Origin of the sequence: Vibrio sp. Y29_XK_CS5, assembly GCF_024181835.1 — a bacterium.
GTDB lineage: Bacteria > Pseudomonadota > Gammaproteobacteria > Enterobacterales > Vibrionaceae > Vibrio > Vibrio harveyi.
This window is the reverse complement of the sequence record NZ_JAMZAM010000001.1, coordinates 622,791-641,732: the sequence shown is the minus strand read 5'-3', so window position 1 is coordinate 641,732 and position 18,942 is coordinate 622,791. Positions and strand designations below refer to the sequence as shown.

Here is an 18,942-nt window from a genome sequence, read left to right as displayed (position 1 = left end):
ATCAAGTTATTACAAGCAGTTAACATTCTCTAATTTATAAACCCTTTAGATCCTGCACTTACAGAAAACAGTCTCTATTTTGCCCACTTTTGTTACAGAACATTAACACTAAAATATTTTAAAACTTTTTGCTTAAACTGTGAGCCAAATACCCATGCTCTAGCTATAAACCTTGTTTCACTTAGGATCTCACTACCAAACCAACGATTCTTTACGTTAGATCAACATTTCCTTCATATATAAAACGCTCTCATTACAACCATTTTTAATGCTTCGAATTATTTTTAGTAATAGGGGTAAAAAGAGATTCCAATCACACATTTATTGGTTATAATCCGCGCTCATTACGTTATGCGTTGAAAAATGCAAACTTATTTTGAGTAAACCCTATCTTTAAACCGACTCCTCTTTGCTATCTGCCAAGAGGTATTACTGAGAACAAAAATGAGCAAGATTGATAAAGCTATGCGCATCCTGCTAGCAGGATTCTGTATCAACCTTTGTCTTGGCATCCTGTATGCTTGGAGTGTATTCAACAAAGCACTAGTGACTGAGTCAGGCTGGAGCGCAGCAGAAGCATCTGCACCTTACGCGACTGCAACTATTACTTTCTCTATCTGTCTTCTTGTTGCAGGTATTCTTCAAGACCGTATGGGTCCACGTTTGATCCTTATTCTAGGTACTGTTCTAACAGGTCTAGGCATGATCGCGTCTGGTTTTGTTAACTCACCACTAATGCTGAACATCACTTTCGGTGTGATCACTGGTGCAGGTATCGGTTTTGGTTATGCGTGTCTTTCTCCTTCAGCAATGAAGTGGTTCCACGCATCTAAGAAAGGTATGGTTAACGGCATCATCGCAGCAGGTTTCGGTCTAGCAGCTATCTACCTAGCTCCTGTGACTTCTGCGCTGATTGACAGCATGGGCATCCAAACGAGCTTCCTAGTTCTTGGTGTTGGTATCCTTGCTATCGCAGTTCCTCTAGCTGCAACAATCAACAACCCACCATCGGATTACACGCCAGCAGAGCCTAAAGTAAAAGAAGGTCAAGCGCCTAAGGTTGTGAAGAAGTCTGACGACCTAACTTGGAAAGCAATGCTTAAAACGCCACAGTTCTACTCTCTATGGATCATGTACGCATTTGCAGCTTCTGTTGGTCTTATGATCATCGGTAACATCACGACTATTGCAAGCGTTCAAGCGAACCTGCCAAACGCGGTTTACCTAGCGTCTATCCTTGCGGTATTTAACTCAGGCGGTCGTGTAGCAGCAGGTATGCTTGCAGACAAGATCGGTGGCGTTCGTACTCTTCTTCTAGCGTTCGTTCTACAGGGCATCAACATGGTTCTGTTCGCAACGTTCAAAACTGAGTTTACGCTGATCATCGGTACAGCAATCGCAGCAGTAGGCTACGGTACGCTTCTAGCAGTATTCCCTACTCTAACGGCTGAATTCTACGGTCTGAAGAACTACGGTACTAACTACGGCGTGCTATACACAGCATGGGGTATCGGTGGTGCAATCGGTGCTGCTGTTGTTGGTTTCTCAATGACTAACGGTGACGGTTACACGCTTGCTTACACTATCTCAGCGGCAATGATGGCGGTATGTATCGTACTGGCGTTCATCACTAAGCCACTGACTGAAGCGAAAGTAGCACAACTGAAAAACGCTTAATTGCCAGTCCAGTTCTATTTATCTAGTAGATCTGCAGAAATTGATTCGAAAAAGGCTTAACCTAAGGGTTAAGCTTTTTTTATTGTTAGTTGGTTATGGAAAACACCGTCGAACTCGCGCCAGATTACTATCTCGATAACTTCTTTATGCTCACACAGCACGCTACCGAGTGGTACAGCGACTTACTTTGCTCAGATGAGCACCAATGGCTATCCGCGTTTGAAAGCTTAAACAAACCCGCACAGTGTCTTCTTGTTCGTCTATACAGCCGTAAAGGGTGCTGGTTTCGCAGCGACAAACTCAACTATCAAGAAATCGAGAATATCCAGTCTGCTTTGGATGAATTGGCAGCTCATGATTTTGTCTCGCTCTCCCCTGACCTAACAACGCAAGAATTAGCAGCGAATCTACTGACCAAGCCAGAGATCGCCACACTCTATCCTGAGCATCCTAAATCCCTCAAGAAAGAGGCGTTAGTGGCATGCCTAAGTGAAGAGCGTTTCGAGCTATTTGAGGCTCTGGGTTTCACGGTGATTAAGCTGAACTCCGCACACATGATTGATGTTTTGCTGACGCTGTTTTTTGCTAATACCCATCAAGACCTCAGCCAGTTCGTGCTCGATGATTTAGGCTTACACCAATTCGAACAATACCAGTTAAGTAAAGCGCGTCGATTTTTCGAGAGCAGAGAGCAAATCGACCGTCTTATTGAGCTCAGCCAGCTCTCCAACCTTTATTGGCAATGCGACAGAAAACAAAAAGCGAATCTCGATGTTCTTATCGAAGCGATGCCAGAACGGGTTGAACATCGCTACGTCGACCGTAAACGTGAACACATGATTAACGACATTGCCCGTGATTACGAGCGCATAAACGAACTTGAGATTGCAATTGCGTTGTTTGAGACGACCACACTCGCCCCAAGCCGAGAGCGTCGTGCTCGCATCTACGACAAATTAGAACAAAACGATTTATTTAGTGACATTGTCACGGAGATACTCACCCACCCTATTGATGTCTCCGAGTTTGAAGTGGCACAAAAGCTTGAACAACGCGTTAAACGTAAACAGGGCTTTAAAGTCCCGAGAGCCTCCAAGCCTAAATGCAGCGAATACCACATCGAATTGGATCTATCACAGCAACGTGTTGAACTGGCAACCAAAGCACATTTCGAAAGTTTAGGTTGGACCGTTTTCTATTCTGAGAATACCCTACTCAACGGCTTGTTAGGCTTAACTTTGTGGGATGCGATTTTTGCACCAATAGAGGGGGCATTTATTAACGCTTATCAACATCGACCATTGGATTTGTATCACGCCAATTTTGCCGACAAAAGGAAGCAACTTATCGACAATGCGCTTGAGCAAGTTCAACAAGGGAAGACGCAGGCGTTGTTTGATACATACCGAGATAAAGTTGGGATCAGTAATCCCTTCGTCAGTTGGGCATACGTGAACGAAGAGCTGATATCCCTAGCTCTTGAACACATCCCTAATGACCTGTTGGTCGAACTGTTTAACGTGCAGTTAAGTGATCTGAAACTCTATCGAAACGGCATGCCGGATTTGATTGCATTTAAAGAAGGGAAATTTGAATGGATAGAGGTGAAAGGCCCAGGCGATAAACTCCAAGATAACCAATGGCGTTGGATCAAGGAGTTCAATCGCCTCAATGTACCGTTCTCAGTCTGTTATGTATACCCAAGTGACTTCAAGATGCAGGATTCAGAGCGCTGTCATTGATTCGAGGTCAAGGAAAACGACGCCGCGTAATAGCCAGCTCTTTCCAAGTTATTTGACGCAGAGATCGGGGCAATGACACGCTCCCGAAGGGCGAGCTGTCTTGGCTTGTATACTTTGTTGTCGATTCTTGATTTAGAGTGACTAGATCTTTAAATCGCCGCCGCGTCTACAAACCAAGTCATTCTCGCTGAACCTAGCATCTTGAGGTTACTTGGGTATAACAGCACAAGCTTAGAAAAGAGCCAGAATGGTCTTAGCTACTTACTTTGGCGTTCTTCTGCCCTTTCTTCTCTTTCAATTGATCAATCACGTAGCTTGGTGCGACTTTCTCTAGTTCGCCCAAGCACTCGTCTGTTTTCGGGTTGTCGTAGCGAACATAAATGTCACAAACCGCATAAAGCTGCTCCGGCGCGCCAGAAATCAAATACGCTTGCTCAAAAGACTTCACCGATTTGTCTAGATTGTACTCTTCTTGCAGTACACCATTGAGGTACCAGAAGTAACTGTTATCTTTCGCCATGTTGGCTGCTTTCTCAATCTCTAAAGCTGCACTCTTCTTGTCATCAAGACGCACAAGCGTTAACGCTTTCGAGTAATGCAAAGATGCGTTGTCAGGATGAAGCTTAATTGCAGAATCCAGCGTCTTTACTGCATCGGCATCGCGTTGCTGCGCTCGGTAGTTGTCCGCCAAGCTTAACCAGATCTGTGAATTCTCCGGCTGATTGATCACCAAAGCTTGATAGATTTTATCCGCTTTATCCCATTCATGATGCCAACGATAGACATCCGCCAATAACAGTTTGGAACCGTTATCTTGCTTGTTCTCTAAATAGCTGATCAGTTCAGCAACCGGGGCTTCAAGCGTTTGCTTTTGCTCGCTGCTCACGTTAGAAAAATCACGCACTAAGTTGGTCGCCGCAGTAATGCGAACCATGGTTTCTTGGTCACTCAATAATGGCTCAATCATGCGCCAACGATGTTCAATCGTATATGGCTCTGCTCCAACAATCGCGGCTTCACGAACCGCAGGGTCTTGGTCTTGAAGGCTGCGTGCAACCGCTACCAGCGCGTTTTGACTTGGGTAGTTCGCCAACTCGTGCAGTGCTTCAATACGCTTTTCAACGGGTTGTTTGATGTCCTGCGCTTGATAAGACAGCTTCGCAACCATTTGCTGTGGCGACATCTGCGCTGAGTTTGCTTTTTGAGCGCTTGTCACGCTCGCTGATGAGACTTGGTCTGGTGCGAGCAAGGTTTCATCTTGTGCAATGACAGATTGGCTTGCGGTGATACCTAAAGCGACAACTAACAGTGTTTTTGAGAATGTCATATCAATCCCCTTAAAATTTGGTTTCGAATACAGGACGCTTCACCGCTTGTTGGCGTAACACTGCATCACTGTATTTGCCATGTGCCACAGGGTTACCCGTTGCACGAAGAATGTATGCCATTGCCTTATCAGCATGAGAGAAGAACTTTTTCCAACCTGCACACAGGTAGTTCAACCCGGGTTCACCGTCTTTGGTGCGGATGAAACGGTTTTTCGGACACTCACCGTAGCAAGCAAATTGGTAATCACACTGTTGGCACTGCTTGGTTAACGAGCGAGTCTTGGCAAAGCCAAACTTTTGCTGCTCAGGACCATAGGCCAACTTGTCTAATTTTTCGTGGTGGATGTTGCCAATCTTGTACTCTGGATAAACGTAGTGGTCACAAGCAAAAACATCACCGTTTGGTTCCATTGCCAAGCCTTTGCCACAAATCTCGCCCAGTGTACAAAGTGGGTTTTTGCGCCCCATCCAAGTCTCTACACTCGCTTCAAAGTACTGCACAAACACTTTGCCAATGTCGTGTTGAATCCACTCATCAAAAATCGCGATAAGGAAGTTACCCCACGCCTCGTCTGCCACACACCAAGGCTCTACTACAGAGTCTTTGTGACCAGGAATAAGACGCTTGTCGCCTTGTTTCAGTTGCTCTTGCGGCTGCCATGTTTGAGGTGCGGTAGTACGGAACGTTTTTTGTTCCACGATGGGAATGAACTGCATTTGCGGTGAGCGTACTTCATCACGCAGGAATCGGTATACCTCAAGAGGATTGCGGCTGGTTAGATTGTTTACACAAGTCAGCGTTGCGAACTTCACTTCGTGTTTGTGCAGCAGTTCAACAGCCTTCATCACTTGGTTAAAGGTACCACGACCTGCGCGGTTGGTTCGGTAAGCGTTGTGCATCATTTCTGGGCCGTCGATACTCAAACCGACCAAGAAGTTATTTGCTTTCAGAAATGCACACCAATCGTCGTTGAGCAATGTGCCATTGGTTTGTAGATCGTTAGAAATGACCACGCCTTCAGGCTTGTACTTAGATTGAAACTCAACAATCTTTTTAAAGTAATCCAAGCCCAACATTGTTGGTTCACCACCCTGCCAAGAGAAGATGATTTCCGGCGTGTTCTGCCCTTCAATGTACTGACGAATGTAGGTTTCTAACGTCTCTTCATCCATCACAGGCGTGCAGCCTTTTTTGTACTCAAGTAAGTCCTGTTTGCTGAGGTAATAGCAGTAAGTGCAATCAATGTTACAAGCCGCCCCAATAGGTTTTGCCATGACATGTAAACGCTTAGAGGCTTTACCGCTGAACTGAGGGCCTTGAGTAATGTGCATACGTCACCTTTTTCGTTATGAAATGCAGCTGAGAACGCTCATAAGCGTGCCATTCTCACCTTGATGACCTAATCATAAATCCCATTAATACAAGAGGCTTGTTATACCGTTTATAACCTTTTTTCATAGCGTTTATTGCTAATATTTATCGTGACTTTTTTGGCGAGAAACTATTGATGAAATCATTTAAAAGCAAATCGTTAACCGCACTTTCCATTCTATCATTCAGCGTATTAATGAGTGGTTGTGCAACTCAATCACCGCACCCTATCGCGCTCAACATTGATCAAGACATGGTGTTGGTGGAAGGCGGTTCATTTGTCATGGGATCGGACAGCGACTCCGCCAAGAAGGCAGAAACCCCAGCACGCGAAGTAAAGGTAGACGGCTTCTACATTTCCAAATTCGAGGTCACTCAAGAATTGTTTGAATCTGTCATGGGTTCTTCAATGAGTTACTTCCAAGGCGCAAACATTCCGGTTAATAACTTGAGTTGGCAGCAGGCAAATTACTTCATCGAGAAGTTGAACGAACTCACAGGTGAAAACTACCGCTTACCGACAGAAGCGGAATGGGAGTTTGCCGCGAAAGGCGGTAACAAGAGCCAAGGTTTCACTTACGCAGGCTCGAACAACATTGCTGATGTGGCGTGGTATGCCGACAACTCTAAAAACCAAGCTCACCCCGTTGGTCAAAAGCAACCCAATGAACTCGGTCTTTATGACATGACAGGCAACGTTGGTGAATTTGTTATTGATGCTTATGACGACACCTTCTACCGCTTTGGTCCAACCGAAAATCCAAACAACGCTAAAGACGAAAAAGCAGGCTTAGCACACAAATCCGTACGAGGCGGCAGTTTTGCCTATGATTCTGATGAATCAGAGAATTTCCGCCGAGACTTCGCCAGCCAGTCTATAATTATGTCGGACATGGGACTTCGCCTTGCGAAAGATGCTGATTAAGCACGATTACGCATGAGAAACGACGTGACTGCCCCTTTGCGCATTCTTACCAATTAAGACGTCTCTTGGTTAGGGAAATGGTTAGGGGAAAGAGGCTAAATCTACGTTGTTCTCATTTAACCTCAAATGTATACAAACAATACATTCAAACTTAGGTAAATAATAATATGAAGAAACACATCTGTGCCCTTGCAGTCTTATCTGGTTTATCATTCTCAGCGATGGCTTTAGATTGCGATCCAAACTTACTACCTTCTTGGAAAGATGGCGCGAGTAAATCCGCAATTGTTAACTATGTTGATCAATCTACTGATGCTTCGAAAAAAACCTTCATTGCGGAACAAGACCGCATCGCGGTGTTCGACAATGACGGTACGTTATGGTCAGAAAAACCGTTTTACTTCCAACTGGCATATGCGCTAGACGAAGTGAAACTGATGGCAAAAGACCATCCAGAATGGAAGACGCAAGAACCATTTAAATCTGTACTGAATGACGATATTGAAGGCGTCTTCAAAGGCGGTGAAAAAGCACTACTTGAGATCGTCAAGGTCACTCATAGTGGTATGACGGTAGAGGAATATCAGCAAAAAGTCGCCGATTGGCTGAAAGTCGCGAAAGATCCACGCTTTGGCAAAGCTTATACCGAACTTACATACAAACCAATGCGCGAAATGGTCACCTACCTGCAAGAGCATGGTTTTAAGACTTACATCGTATCAGGTGGCGGTGTGGACTTTATGCGCGTTTGGGCACCAGAGGTGTACGGTATTCCCGAAGAGCAAATCATTGGCAGCGCGCTAAAATACAAGTACGACTACAACGACGGTAAGCCAACCGTGACCAAGTTAGGTGAAATCCTCACGATTGATGACAAAGCCGGTAAAGTTGAGAACATTCAGCACATCATCGGTAAGAAACCCGTTCTCGCGATTGGTAACTCAGACGGTGACCACGCGATGATGCAATGGGCAACCAGTCAACCAAACTCTATGGCGATGATCGTTCACCATACCGACGAAGAGCGTGAGTGGAAATACGACCGCAAGTCCAGTGTGGGTCATTTAGATAAAGCAATGGATGAAGCCAATCAGCGTGATAACTGGCACCTCATTGACATGAAAAATGAGTGGTGCACGGTGTATTAACTATACCTTTGCAACTGACAAACTCCTCCTTAGTGAGGAGTTTTTTTATTAATTTTCAAACGTTAGTCTTTTCTTCACGAACACTTCACGACTCTTCACACAAAATGCCTCCCATCGAAACGAAGAGGTAAATATATAATGAAAAAAACAGTCCTGACGATTCTCGCAGCAAGCTCATTTTCGGTTGCAGCAGCACCTTACGTGGGTTTGGAATACGGATTCGGCACCACAGATCACGATTTTGAACCATCTTTTCAAGCTGACGGTGTGAATCTGAATCCTGAATTGGAAGACGGTATTTTTGGTGGCTTCATTGGCTACTCTATCAATGATTCTTGGGCTGTAGAACTGGGTTATAACCAATTTGATCTTGATGATGGTCGTTCCAAAAATCTTGGAATTGTCGATATCAAGGGTCAAAAATACCATCATGAAATGGATTGGGACGCTTCAATCAAAGCCAAACAAATTACGTTAGCGCCTGTGTTTAGCTATGCGTTAAACGAAAAGTGGACAACAAAAGTTAAAGCAGGTTTGACTTACACTCAGTACGAATCCAAAGCAAGCAAATCAGAAGAACATGAGCTTGTTATGAATGACGACGTCGAAATGAACAACACCTTGTTCCACCGTTCTGAAAAAAATAATGAGCTCGGTGCAATGCTATCTATCGGTGCGGAATACAAAATCTTCCCTCAATTGACCATCGGCGCGAACGCAAAATACCAGCTTGATAGCTACGCAAACACAGCATCAATCAACGTAGGCTCTACTTACTACTTCTAACTTAGGAAGCCATTAGCATGAAAAAACTGATTATTACGACAACATTAGCCCTAATTTCTGGCTCTGCATTGGCTGCCTTCAACGGTCCTGAAACCGCAGCAATCAGCACTGTAAAAGCGGCGCAAAATGCATCTGATGATAGCTATGTACTGTTGACAGGTAACATCGTTCAAGCACTTGGTAATGAGACTTACCTATTCAAAGACAACACAGGTGAGATTCAAGTCGAGATCGATAACGAAGACTGGATGGGTCAAGACGTATCACCGCAAGATCGCGTTGCCATTCGTGGTGAAGTAGACTCTGAATGGACAAAGACTCAAATCGACGTCGATACGATTCAAAAGCTATAAGCCACACGTTCAAACGAGATCCTTACTCTTGTTAAGTACAAAGCCACCGCATTGGGTGGCTTTTGTGCATCTCTTAACAAACGCTCAAGCATGGGCAATTAGGCGGTAGGACCAAGCGAATACTTTTAGATCTAACATCAAATCGAATTTTACGGGAACGATAAGGCTCACCATCAAGATTTAAAGGCAGTGCTTTAGGGAAATCGATCTCCAACCAACTCGCCTGAGTATGCTTAACAAACTGCCCAGTCTCAGTTGGATTTTGAATTTCATCAATGACCTGAGGTAGGTCATGGGGCAAGAATGGATGCACCAAAGTAATGTCCATTAAGCCATCATCTATCAATGCATTTGGCGCAAGCTCTTGACCTCCTCCCGCAAGGCGACTATTACAAAACGCCCCAACCAAGATCTCCCCTTGATAACTGCCCTGCTCAATTGTGAGGGAGCCATCATAAGGTTTAAAGCCAAGCGCCTTCACTAGACCGGTTAATGTGTAGGCACCACCACCCAGAAAGTTTTTCAGTTCAACTGGTGTTTCAGCGGTAATTTCTGCACCAAAGCCAGCTGCAGCAATGTTCATAAAATAGCGATCATTAGCTTGAACGCAGTCTACCGCAACAGCGTCACCATTGACGGCAAGTTCGATGGCTTCTCGAATCATGGTTGGGACTCTCGTAGCTGTCGCGAAGTCATTCGCCGTACCCATGGGGATAATGGCCAATTCTGGACGAACGTTCGCCTCAATCTGATTCAAAGCTGTTACCGCTTCGTTAACGGTGCCATCGCCACCAGCAACAACAATACGTTTCATTCCTTGATTGACCGCTTCACTCACTAAACGAGTCATGTCTTGTGATTCCCAAGTGACCCGAACTTGCAGATCCACACCTTGTTCTCGCATTCGCATGATCTCACTGCGAAGCTCAGGCGTTCCGGCTTTCTTACCGTTTAGAATGGCTCGTATTGTCTTCATACTGGTCCTTTACTCTTCGATTGCTTTCCCTGCTTGCTTGAGTTGAGCTCTCAACCATTGATGCGCACTTTCATTGTGACGACTAGAATGCCAGATTGCACAAAGGTCATGAATTTTGTCACTAAAAGGAAGCGGGACAGCTTTAATATTATACGTTTTTGAAAAGTGTTGAATGGTCGACAACGGCAGCATACCGATGTATTCACTACCATTAATGACTGGCAGCATTTCCATTGCACCAGATGCGCGATACACGATATTCCTTTGCGCTAGGTCTGCAATATCTTCCTCATTCATCAAACTTTTACGCGCATGCCAACGCGAAACCACGACGTGTTCTTCCGCCAAAAATTGTTCTACAGAACAAGCATCATGAATTCGTGGATGCTCGGCACTGCACACCACCATCAAACGCTCGGAAAACACAGGCTCTACTTTGAGGACAGTACGACCACGCGGTGGCATATCGATAATCAAATCATATCGTTGTAAACGCAGATCGCTTTCGTAATCTTCCGTGAACAAAGGATGCACTTCCAAACCGACACTCGGCGCGTTTTTACGGATTTGGCGCAGGAGCTGCGGCATTAACTCATAACTGGCAACTGAGACGCAGGCGATGGAAAAAATACGATTGGATACTTTAGGATCAAAACTGCTCGAGGCGGATAAGGTAGAAGTAAAGTTTTTCAGCGCAGCGACCATCGCAGGATAAATATCCATAGCAAAACTGGTCGGCTCGACACCCGATGTGCTGCGGTGGAACAGTGGCTCATCATAAATGTCACGCAAACGAGCGAGTGCTTTGCTCACCGCAGGTTGGCTGATATCAAGACGAGCAGCGGCCTTAGACAGGTTCTGCTCTTCATAAATCGCCACAAAAATGGGGATAAGGTTTAAGTCGGTGCTCTTCATTTTGCAAACATAAAACAGGACATGACCTTATTTTAGCTAACAGTATGATAGTTAACGACTCAGAACTCTAGATTTGAGCGTCTATGCATGTTTTCGTGAGTTTTAACCTCGCATTGACGAAGAATATTCTGAAAATCACTCAGGATTTTCCTAGGTAAGGGGTCAAGAATGCACTCGCCTCTTCACCGCATAAGCCAACTTCTACTTCAACGCCACCTTCTTTTAGGATTTCGATACCGCGACCAGCATTACGGGGATCAGGATCAAGCATAGCAACCACTACTTTTCTGATACCACAAGTCACTAAGGTTTTAGCGCAAGCTGGCGTGCGACCCACAAATGAACATGGCTCTAGTGTTACGTACGCGGTGACGTCACTTAGGTCTCCGTTGTATGCGTTTAGGGCTTCCACTTCTGCATGATTACCACCAATCGCTTGTGTGTGCCCTTCTGATACGATTTCACCGTTTTTGACCAGCACACATCCGACAGGCGGGTTTGGCTGACAGGCAGGCAGCGCGTTGCGTGATACTTCCAACGCACGAAGCATAAATTGTTGGTTCATTTGAATTTGATACTCGTTATTCAGAATTTGGGTGATGGATTCTAACGCCAGCATGCTTTCCTCGCTATATAAAAGTGTTTGCAATACTGGTACGTCTTATCTCAACAAACGACTCATTGCTAAACCTAATCCCCATAAAAAATAAAAAAAACGGGGCAAACCGTAGTTGCCCCGTTTGGTTACCCTTCAGACCGCATTCCGAAGTGTTGACTAACGAATTCTCATCGTTAGTTCAACTGCACGAAGCTGAGCCAATGCTTTGTTCAACTCCATGTGTGCCTGTGCAAAGCTGATATCGTCTACATGAGCACGAATGTTTTCTTCCGCTGCTCTACGAGCTTCTTCAGCCCTTGCTTTGTCGATGTCTTTACCGTGAAGCGCAGTATCCGCTAATACAGTAACCACATCAGGTTGGACTTCGACCAAACCACCAGAGACATACAGGATCTCCTCAGGCTTGGACAAGTCACCAGTAATACGAGCAACGCCCGGCTTGATTTTACTGATAAGCGGTGAGTGACCCGGACGAATACCTAACTCACCATCCGCACCCGCTACCGCGATAGCATGTGCCGGACCTGAGTAAAGAGTGCCCTCCGCACTTACCACATTCAGTTGAAACGTATTTTGTGAAACCGCTATGGCCATATTGCCTCCCGCGCTTTACAGTTTTTTCGCTTTTTCAAGCACTTCGTCGATGTTGCCGCAGTACATAAATGCCTGCTCTGGGATGTCATCGTACTGACCATCAAGCAGCGCTTTAAAGCCTGCAATGGTGTCTTTTAGTGGAACGAATACACCCGGTTGACCCGTAAACACTTCTGCTACGTGGTAAGGCTGAGTTAGGAAACGTTCAACTTTACGAGCACGAGATACCAAGCGCTTATCTTCTTCAGACAACTCATCCATACCCAGGATAGCGATGATGTCTTTTAGCTCTTTATAACGTTGCAGCGTTTGCTGAACTTTACGCGCCACATCGTAGTGCTCTTGACCAACCACTTGAGGGTCAAGCTGACGTGATGTCGAATCCAATGGGTCAATCGCTGGGTACAGACCCAAAGCAGCGATGTTACGAGATAGAACAACGGTCGCATCCAAGTGCGCAAACGTGGTTGCTGGCGATGGGTCAGTCAAGTCATCCGCTGGTACGTAAACCGCTTGGATAGACGTGATAGAACCATTTTTAGTCGACGTGATACGCTCTTGAAGCACACCCATCTCTTCTGCCAGTGTTGGTTGGTAACCTACCGCAGATGGCATACGACCAAGCAATGCCGATACCTCAGTACCTGCCAATGTGTAACGGTAAATGTTATCCACGAACAACAGTACGTCACGACCCTCATCACGGAAACGTTCTGCGATGGTCAAGCCTGTTAGCGCAACACGTAGACGGTTACCCGGTGGCTCGTTCATCTGACCGTAAACCATGGCTACTTTGTCGAGAACGCCCGCTTCCTTCATTTCGTAGTAGAAATCGTTACCCTCACGAGTACGTTCACCTACACCGGTAAATACCGACAAACCTGAGTGAGCTTTAGCAATGTTATTGATAAGCTCCATCATGTTTACCGTCTTACCTACACCCGCACCACCGAACAGGCCGATCTTACCGCCCTTCGCGAACGGACAAATCAAGTCGATAACTTTAACGCCGGTTTCTAGTAGCGCAGTGCTGTTAGATTGCTCTTCGTAGCTTGGGGCATCACGGTGGATCTCGTAAGACACTTGCTCACCGATTGGACCACATTCATCGATAGGATGACCCAACACGTTCATGATACGACCTAGGGTTTCTTCACCCACTGGTACCGTGATTGGGTTGCCCGTAGATTCCACTTCTAGGCCACGTTTAAGACCATCCGAAGAACCCATTGCGATACAGCGAACCACACCGCCACCCAACTGCTGCTGAACTTCCAACATCAGTGAGCCGTTGCTACCATCGTTGATTTTCAGTGCGTCGTAAACTTTCGGACCTTTGCCTTGTTCGAACTCGACGTCGACCACCGCACCGATGACTTTGACGATTTTGCCAATACTCATAATTTAAACCTCAAATTCTCTCTCTAAACCGCTTGTGCGCCGGATACAATTTCACTCAACTCTTGAGTAATCGCCGCTTGACGCGCTTTGTTGTAAACCAGTTGTAGGTTTTCAATCAGTTGCGCTGCGTTATCCGTCGCGGCAGACATTGCCATCATCCGCGCGGCTTGTTCACAAGCGATACTCTCAACCACACCCTGATAAACCAGTGATTCCACATAGCGTTGAATCAGGTGGTTGAGAATGTCTTGAGGAGACTGCTCGTAGAGGTAATCCCAACGAGCCTCTTTATCACGTGAAATGTCTTCTTTAGGGAACGGCAACATTTGCAATACCGTTGGTTTTTGCACCATGGTGTTTACAAACTGGTTGTAAACGAGGAACAAGCGGTCGATTTTGCCTTCGGAGTAGTGCTCCATCATGGCGTTAACCGCACCCAACATATCTTCCAGTTTTGGTGCATCACCAAGCCCAGAAGTCTGTGCCATTACTTTCCCGAGGGACTGGAAAAAGCTGATTGCTTTCGAACCAATGAGCGTCGTATCTACTTCAACGCCCTTCTCTTGCCAGTCCTGCATTTCTGCCAATACTTTTTTGAACAAATTACTGTTCAGGCCACCACACAAACCTCGATCGGATGAGATGATGATGTAAGCCACTCGCTTCACTTCGCGTTCTTGAAGGAAAGGATGGCTGTACTCCAGCGTACCGGACGAGACGTGACCGATAACCTTACGCATGTTCTCCGCGTAAGGACGGGACGCCTGCATGTTCTCCTGCACTTTGCGCATCTTGCTGGCGGCGACCATTTGCATCGCACTCGTAATCTTTTGCGTGCTACTCACGCTAGCAATTTTGGTGCGAATCTCTTTGGTATTTGCCATAACGGACTCCTGTTAGTGGTCCTACGATTGCAGCGCAGTGAACTCTTTCAGCAAGCTGTGTAGCTCACTCTCGATCTCGTCGTTGTAATCACCGGATTGGTTGATCTTGTCCAATAGCGGCTGCGCGTTTGTACGACCAAATGCCATCAACTCATCTTCAAAGCGAGATATTTGGTTTAACGCCACATCGGTGAGGTAACCCTTCTCTGCTGCAAAGATCGCCAGTGCTTGCTCAGCAACGGTCATTGGTGCGTACTGTTTCTGCTTCATGAGTTCCGTTACTTTCTCACCGTGGTCAAGCTGACGACGTGTCGCTTCATCTAGGTCAGAAGAGAACTGAGCAAATGCTGCCAATTCACGGTATTGCGCCAACGCGGTACGAATACCCCCCGACAGCTTCTTGATCACTTTGGTTTGTGCTGCACCACCTACACGAGATACCGAAATACCTGGGTCAACTGCTGGACGTAAGCCTGAGTTGAATAGCTGAGTCTGTAGGAAGATTTGACCATCGGTAATCGAGATAACGTTGGTTGGTACGAACGCCGATACGTCACCCGCTTGGGTTTCGATGATTGGCAGTGCGGTTAGAGAACCGGTTTTGCCTTTCACTTCACCGTTAGTGAATCGCTCAACGTATTCTTCGTTAACACGTGCTGCACGTTCTAGTAGGCGTGAGTGGAGGTAGAAAACATCACCCGGGAAGGCTTCACGACCTGGTGGACGTTTTAGAAGTAGTGAGATTTGACGGTAAGCCACCGCTTGTTTTGATAGATCATCGTATACGATCAACGCATCTTCACCACGGTCACGGAAGTATTCGCCCATGGTACAACCTGCGTATGGCGCTAGGTATTGCAGTGCTGCCGCTTCTGATGCTGACGCAACCACCACAATGGTGTTTTCTAGTGCGCCGTGTTCTTCTAGCTTGCGAACCACGTTAGCAATCGTCGATGCTTTTTGACCAATTGCGACGTAAATACATTTAACGCCCAGTTCTTTTTGGTTGATGATGGCATCAATCGCCATCGCGGTTTTACCTGTCTGACGGTCACCGATGATCAACTCACGTTGACCACGACCAATTGGCACCATGGAATCTACCGCTTTGTAACCGGTTTGGATTGGTTGGTCGACAGATTTACGGTCGATAACACCAGGGGCAATGACCTCTACAGGGTCCATACGATCGAATGACACTGCGCCTTTACCATCGATTGGTTGACCTAGCGTGTTCACGACACGACCTAGCAGACCGTTACCAACTGGCACTTCGAGAATACGACCGGTGCCTTTTACTTTCATCCCTTCTGACAAGTCCGCATATGGGCCCATCACAACAGCACCAACTGAATGACGCTCTAAGTTCAGAGCCAACGCAAAGCGGTTATCTGGCAGTTCTAGCATCTCGCCTTGCATAACGTCTGCAAGACCGTGAATTGTGATGATGCCGTCACTAACGGAGACGATAGTACCTTCATTTCTCGCTTCACTTTCGAGGTTGAAGTTAACAATTCGCTCTCTGATTAATTCACTGATTTCATTTGAATTTAATTGCATTTCTATACCCCGTTACACATGTAGGTTGGTCGCCAATCGGCTTAGGTTGGTGAGGACACTGCCGTCATACACGGTCTGCCCTGCGTTGATCACCACACCACCTACAAGGGATGGATCCAGTTGTGTTTCTAGTGTGATGGCTTTACCGTACTTTTCGGTTAACGCTTGTTTAAGCCTTGCCATCTGTTCCTCATCCAGAGGTTCTGAAACACGTACTGTTACTGTCATGGTTCGTTCGTAATCCGCTTTCATCTCTTGGAACTGAACGTTTACTTCACTGAGCGCTTTTAGGCGCTTGTTCTCTTCCATAATGCGAAGAAAATTCTCGAAGTTTTGATTCAACCATTCACCACCAGCATGAAGAATCAGATCCAACAATGGTTGTTCAGAACCGTCTTCATCAAGGTCATTCAAGACCAGAAGCGTGTTAGGTTGTTCCAAGACCACTTGGGTAATCGCAAACATTTGTTGCCAATCGTCCAAGCATTCTGCATCGCGTGCGTAATCAAACGCCGCTTTTGCGTAGGGTTGAGCTACCACTGTCAATTCGGACATGTGCCCTCCTACATTTCGTTGATGAAGCGGTTCACCAAGTCGCGGTTAGCCGAGCTATCCAGATTGCGATTAATCAGCTTGCTGGCACTTTCAATCACCAGATCCGCCATTTCATCTTTCAGCTCTTGGCGAACTTTGCTGCGTTCGCTTTCCACTTCTGCTTTGCCTTCTGCGACAATGCGCGCTTTCTCTTGATTTGCCAGATCAACCGCTTCCGCAACCATCTGTTCTTGACGTTGCTTACCTTGGTTGATGATAGCTTGAGCTTTTGAGCGAGCTTCTGTCAGCAGCGCTTCACCGTTCGCTTTTGCCAGTTCTAACTCTTGTGCTGCTTTTTCTGTTTGCTCAAGACCTTGGGCAATTTCAGCACGACGCTCATCAAGCAGTTTTACAAGTGGTGGCCAGACATATTTCATGCACAGCCAAACGAAAATCACGAAGGAGATCGCCTGACCAAACATTGAGGCATTTAAGTTCATAGCACCCTCTCTTCTATAACGTTATGAAAATTATTAATTCGAATTACGCTACAGCGAAGATGATGTACAAGCCGATACCAACACCGATCATTGGCACCGCGTCCACAAGACCCATCATGATGAAGAATTGAGTACGAAGCATTGGGGTCAAATCAGGTTGACGAGCCACACCTTCAAGGTATTTACCTGCAAGGTTACCGATACCTGCTGCGGCACCCGCTGCACCAAGACCGATCAGTAGTGCACCCGCCACGTAAAGAACTGCGCTAACGATATCCATAACAACTCCTAGAATTGGATTTTTTAATTAATAAACAAGATTTTTGAAATTAATGCTCTTCAACAGCCATGCCGAGATAAACCACGGTCAGTACCATAAAAATAAATGCTTGAAGAACAACAATAAGAATGTGGAACAGTGCCCAAGGAACACTTAGTGCCCATTGCATCCACCACGGCATTAATGCAATTAGAATGAAGATCATTTCACCTGCATACATATTGCCAAATAATCGAAGACCTAAAGATATTGGTTTAGAAATTAACGTCACCAATTCAAGAACTAAGTTCACTGGATATAACAACGGATGTGAAAATGGTTGAGTAGTTAACTCTTTAATAAAACCTTTCACGCCTTTGTTTTTAAACGTATAACCTAACACCAAAATAAATACGCCTAATGCCATCGACATCGTAATATTGACGTCAGCGGATGGTAAGTCACGGAAGTGTTCAACCCCTACAGCACGAGTAAGTGCAGGAATTAAATCAATCGGTAACAAATCCACGGCATTCATTAATAACACCCAAACAAATATTGTCAGTGCCAAAGGACCAATTAATTTGTCCTTCGCTTGAAATATTTCTTTTACGATGTCATCGACGAACTCAAATATTATCTCGATCAAACACTGGAATCGTCCTGGTACTCCTTTCGTTCCTTTCGTCACCGCATAACGGAATGAAAGGATGAAAACGAGCCCCGTCAACCAGACCATGATCATGGAATCAAGGTTAATTCCAAACCAACCGTCGCCGGCGGTGAGAAAGGTCAAGTGGTGCTCAATATATTCATGAGCGGACTGGACAGTCTCCATTTATGCCTTCCTTTCGAAGCGGTCTCTGAACAGCGGCGTTAAGAAGTGACCAAACATCGTCACACAAAAGCCTATCAGGACCACGATGTTGCGAAGAGCCATAAATCGAAACGTCAAAACAAACATCACTATGGTGTAAATGACTTTGATATTTCGACTCAGATGCATGAGGTCACGCAAACTCTCTTCTGGTTTCACCCTAGATTTAATGGACGCGAATACCATGCCAAACAGAGATGGAAGAATCGCAATCAGTACCCCAGTGATTGCTGATTCAGCGCTTAGAGTCCCGCTTCGCATGTACTCATACGCGATGAATACCAGACCCAAAGCTGCTTGAGCAATCAGAATCCTCTTGCCTGCCACCAATATTGGGTCGTCGTGAATATTAGCTTCCATAAATCACCCTTTAAAATAATATCGAATTAAAACTTCTGATAATTAAACTTCACAAAATAAAGCTGCCTAGTGACGACGAATTATATTAAGATAAATTTAATACACAGAATTAAATTTAATCTGATAATTATT

Annotated in this window: 20 protein-coding genes; 6 read left to right on the top strand and 14 right to left on the bottom strand. The window is 45.7% G+C overall.

Annotation, left to right across the window (positions count from 1 at the left end; genetic code table 11):
• Positions 1-444: 444 nt before the first annotated feature.
• Together NL647_RS02945 and NL647_RS02940 are read left to right on the top strand one after the other, a co-directional pair.
• Complete coding sequence (locus NL647_RS02945) at positions 445-1,677, top strand: OFA family MFS transporter (protein ID WP_045489753.1); 1,233 nt, start codon at positions 445-447, stop codon at positions 1,675-1,677.
• A gap of 95 nt (positions 1,678-1,772) precedes the next feature.
• Positions 1,773-3,419, top strand: a complete 1,647-nt coding sequence (locus tag NL647_RS02940; protein ID WP_253649597.1) for a VRR-NUC domain-containing protein — start codon at positions 1,773-1,775, stop codon at positions 3,417-3,419.
• Between the two features lie 253 nt (positions 3,420-3,672).
• On the opposite strand, the gene NL647_RS02935 is transcribed toward NL647_RS02940, so the two are convergent.
• Both NL647_RS02935 and NL647_RS02930 read right to left on the bottom strand, forming a co-directional pair.
• Positions 3,673-4,746, bottom strand: a complete 1,074-nt coding sequence (locus NL647_RS02935) for a tetratricopeptide repeat protein (protein WP_050903261.1) — start codon at positions 4,744-4,746, stop codon at positions 3,673-3,675.
• A 10-nt stretch (positions 4,747-4,756) separates the two neighbouring features.
• The gene (locus NL647_RS02930) at positions 4,757-6,079 is read right to left on the bottom strand and encodes an anaerobic sulfatase maturase (protein ID WP_253649596.1); all 1,323 of its coding nucleotides are present in this window, start codon (positions 6,077-6,079) and stop codon (positions 4,757-4,759) included.
• A gap of 176 nt (positions 6,080-6,255) precedes the next feature.
• Here NL647_RS02930 and NL647_RS02925 point away from each other — a divergent pair, with 176 nt between their 5' ends.
• The 4 genes from NL647_RS02925 (at position 6,256) to NL647_RS02910 (ending at position 9,331) form a co-directional block, all read left to right on the top strand.
• Positions 6,256-7,044, top strand: a complete 789-nt coding sequence (locus NL647_RS02925) for an SUMF1/EgtB/PvdO family nonheme iron enzyme (RefSeq protein WP_017819196.1) — start codon at positions 6,256-6,258, stop codon at positions 7,042-7,044.
• Between the two features lie 167 nt (positions 7,045-7,211).
• On the top strand, positions 7,212-8,192 hold the full coding sequence (locus NL647_RS02920) for an HAD family phosphatase (RefSeq protein WP_005447159.1): 981 nt from the start codon (positions 7,212-7,214) through the stop codon (positions 8,190-8,192).
• Positions 8,193-8,330: 138 nt separating this feature from the next.
• The gene (locus NL647_RS02915; protein WP_009697239.1) at positions 8,331-8,978 is read left to right on the top strand and encodes an AcfA family outer membrane beta-barrel protein; all 648 of its coding nucleotides are present in this window, start codon (positions 8,331-8,333) and stop codon (positions 8,976-8,978) included.
• A 17-nt stretch (positions 8,979-8,995) separates the two neighbouring features.
• The gene (locus tag NL647_RS02910; protein ID WP_005447161.1) at positions 8,996-9,331 is read left to right on the top strand and encodes a YgiW/YdeI family stress tolerance OB fold protein; all 336 of its coding nucleotides are present in this window, start codon (positions 8,996-8,998) and stop codon (positions 9,329-9,331) included.
• A 73-nt stretch (positions 9,332-9,404) separates the two neighbouring features.
• On the opposite strand, the gene yegS is transcribed toward NL647_RS02910, so the two are convergent.
• The 12 genes from yegS to NL647_RS02850 all read right to left on the bottom strand — a co-directional run bounded on the left by yegS (position 9,405) and on the right by NL647_RS02850 (position 18,810).
• On the bottom strand, positions 9,405-10,307 hold the full coding sequence (gene yegS / locus NL647_RS02905; RefSeq protein ID WP_253649595.1) for a lipid kinase YegS: 903 nt from the start codon (positions 10,305-10,307) through the stop codon (positions 9,405-9,407).
• Between the two features lie 9 nt (positions 10,308-10,316).
• A complete protein-coding gene (locus tag NL647_RS02900; RefSeq protein ID WP_009697241.1) occupies positions 10,317-11,222 on the bottom strand; it encodes a LysR family transcriptional regulator in 906 nt (301 codons plus the stop codon).
• A gap of 139 nt (positions 11,223-11,361) precedes the next feature.
• A complete protein-coding gene (locus NL647_RS02895; protein WP_009697242.1) occupies positions 11,362-11,787 on the bottom strand; it encodes a bifunctional diaminohydroxyphosphoribosylaminopyrimidine deaminase/5-amino-6-(5-phosphoribosylamino)uracil reductase RibD in 426 nt (141 codons plus the stop codon).
• A 210-nt stretch (positions 11,788-11,997) separates the two neighbouring features.
• Positions 11,998-12,435, bottom strand: coding sequence for a F0F1 ATP synthase subunit epsilon (locus NL647_RS02890; protein ID WP_005431788.1), 438 nt, complete (start codon positions 12,433-12,435; stop codon positions 11,998-12,000).
• A gap of 15 nt (positions 12,436-12,450) precedes the next feature.
• Positions 12,451-13,836 (bottom strand): F0F1 ATP synthase subunit beta, encoded by a 1,386-nt coding sequence (gene atpD, locus NL647_RS02885; RefSeq protein WP_017188899.1) that lies wholly within the window; start codon positions 13,834-13,836, stop codon positions 12,451-12,453.
• A gap of 23 nt (positions 13,837-13,859) precedes the next feature.
• On the bottom strand, positions 13,860-14,720 hold the full coding sequence (gene atpG / locus NL647_RS02880) for a F0F1 ATP synthase subunit gamma (protein ID WP_253649594.1): 861 nt from the start codon (positions 14,718-14,720) through the stop codon (positions 13,860-13,862).
• 21 nt (positions 14,721-14,741) lie between these two features.
• A complete protein-coding gene (atpA, locus tag NL647_RS02875; RefSeq protein ID WP_009699258.1) occupies positions 14,742-16,280 on the bottom strand; it encodes a F0F1 ATP synthase subunit alpha in 1,539 nt (512 codons plus the stop codon).
• Between the two features lie 12 nt (positions 16,281-16,292).
• Complete coding sequence (locus NL647_RS02870; protein WP_017188898.1) at positions 16,293-16,835, bottom strand: F0F1 ATP synthase subunit delta; 543 nt, start codon at positions 16,833-16,835, stop codon at positions 16,293-16,295.
• A gap of 8 nt (positions 16,836-16,843) precedes the next feature.
• Positions 16,844-17,314, bottom strand: a complete 471-nt coding sequence (locus NL647_RS02865) for a F0F1 ATP synthase subunit B (protein ID WP_005431830.1) — start codon at positions 17,312-17,314, stop codon at positions 16,844-16,846.
• A 43-nt stretch (positions 17,315-17,357) separates the two neighbouring features.
• Positions 17,358-17,594 carry a F0F1 ATP synthase subunit C gene (gene atpE / locus NL647_RS02860; RefSeq protein ID WP_004727739.1) on the bottom strand — a complete coding sequence of 79 codons (237 nt, stop codon included), beginning with the start codon at positions 17,592-17,594 and terminating at the stop codon, positions 17,358-17,360.
• 49 nt (positions 17,595-17,643) lie between these two features.
• Positions 17,644-18,411 carry a F0F1 ATP synthase subunit A gene (gene atpB / locus NL647_RS02855; RefSeq protein ID WP_005533315.1) on the bottom strand — a complete coding sequence of 256 codons (768 nt, stop codon included), beginning with the start codon at positions 18,409-18,411 and terminating at the stop codon, positions 17,644-17,646.
• The gene (locus NL647_RS02850) at positions 18,412-18,810 is read right to left on the bottom strand and encodes an ATP synthase subunit I (protein ID WP_005447171.1); all 399 of its coding nucleotides are present in this window, start codon (positions 18,808-18,810) and stop codon (positions 18,412-18,414) included.
• Positions 18,811-18,942 lie beyond the last annotated feature (132 nt).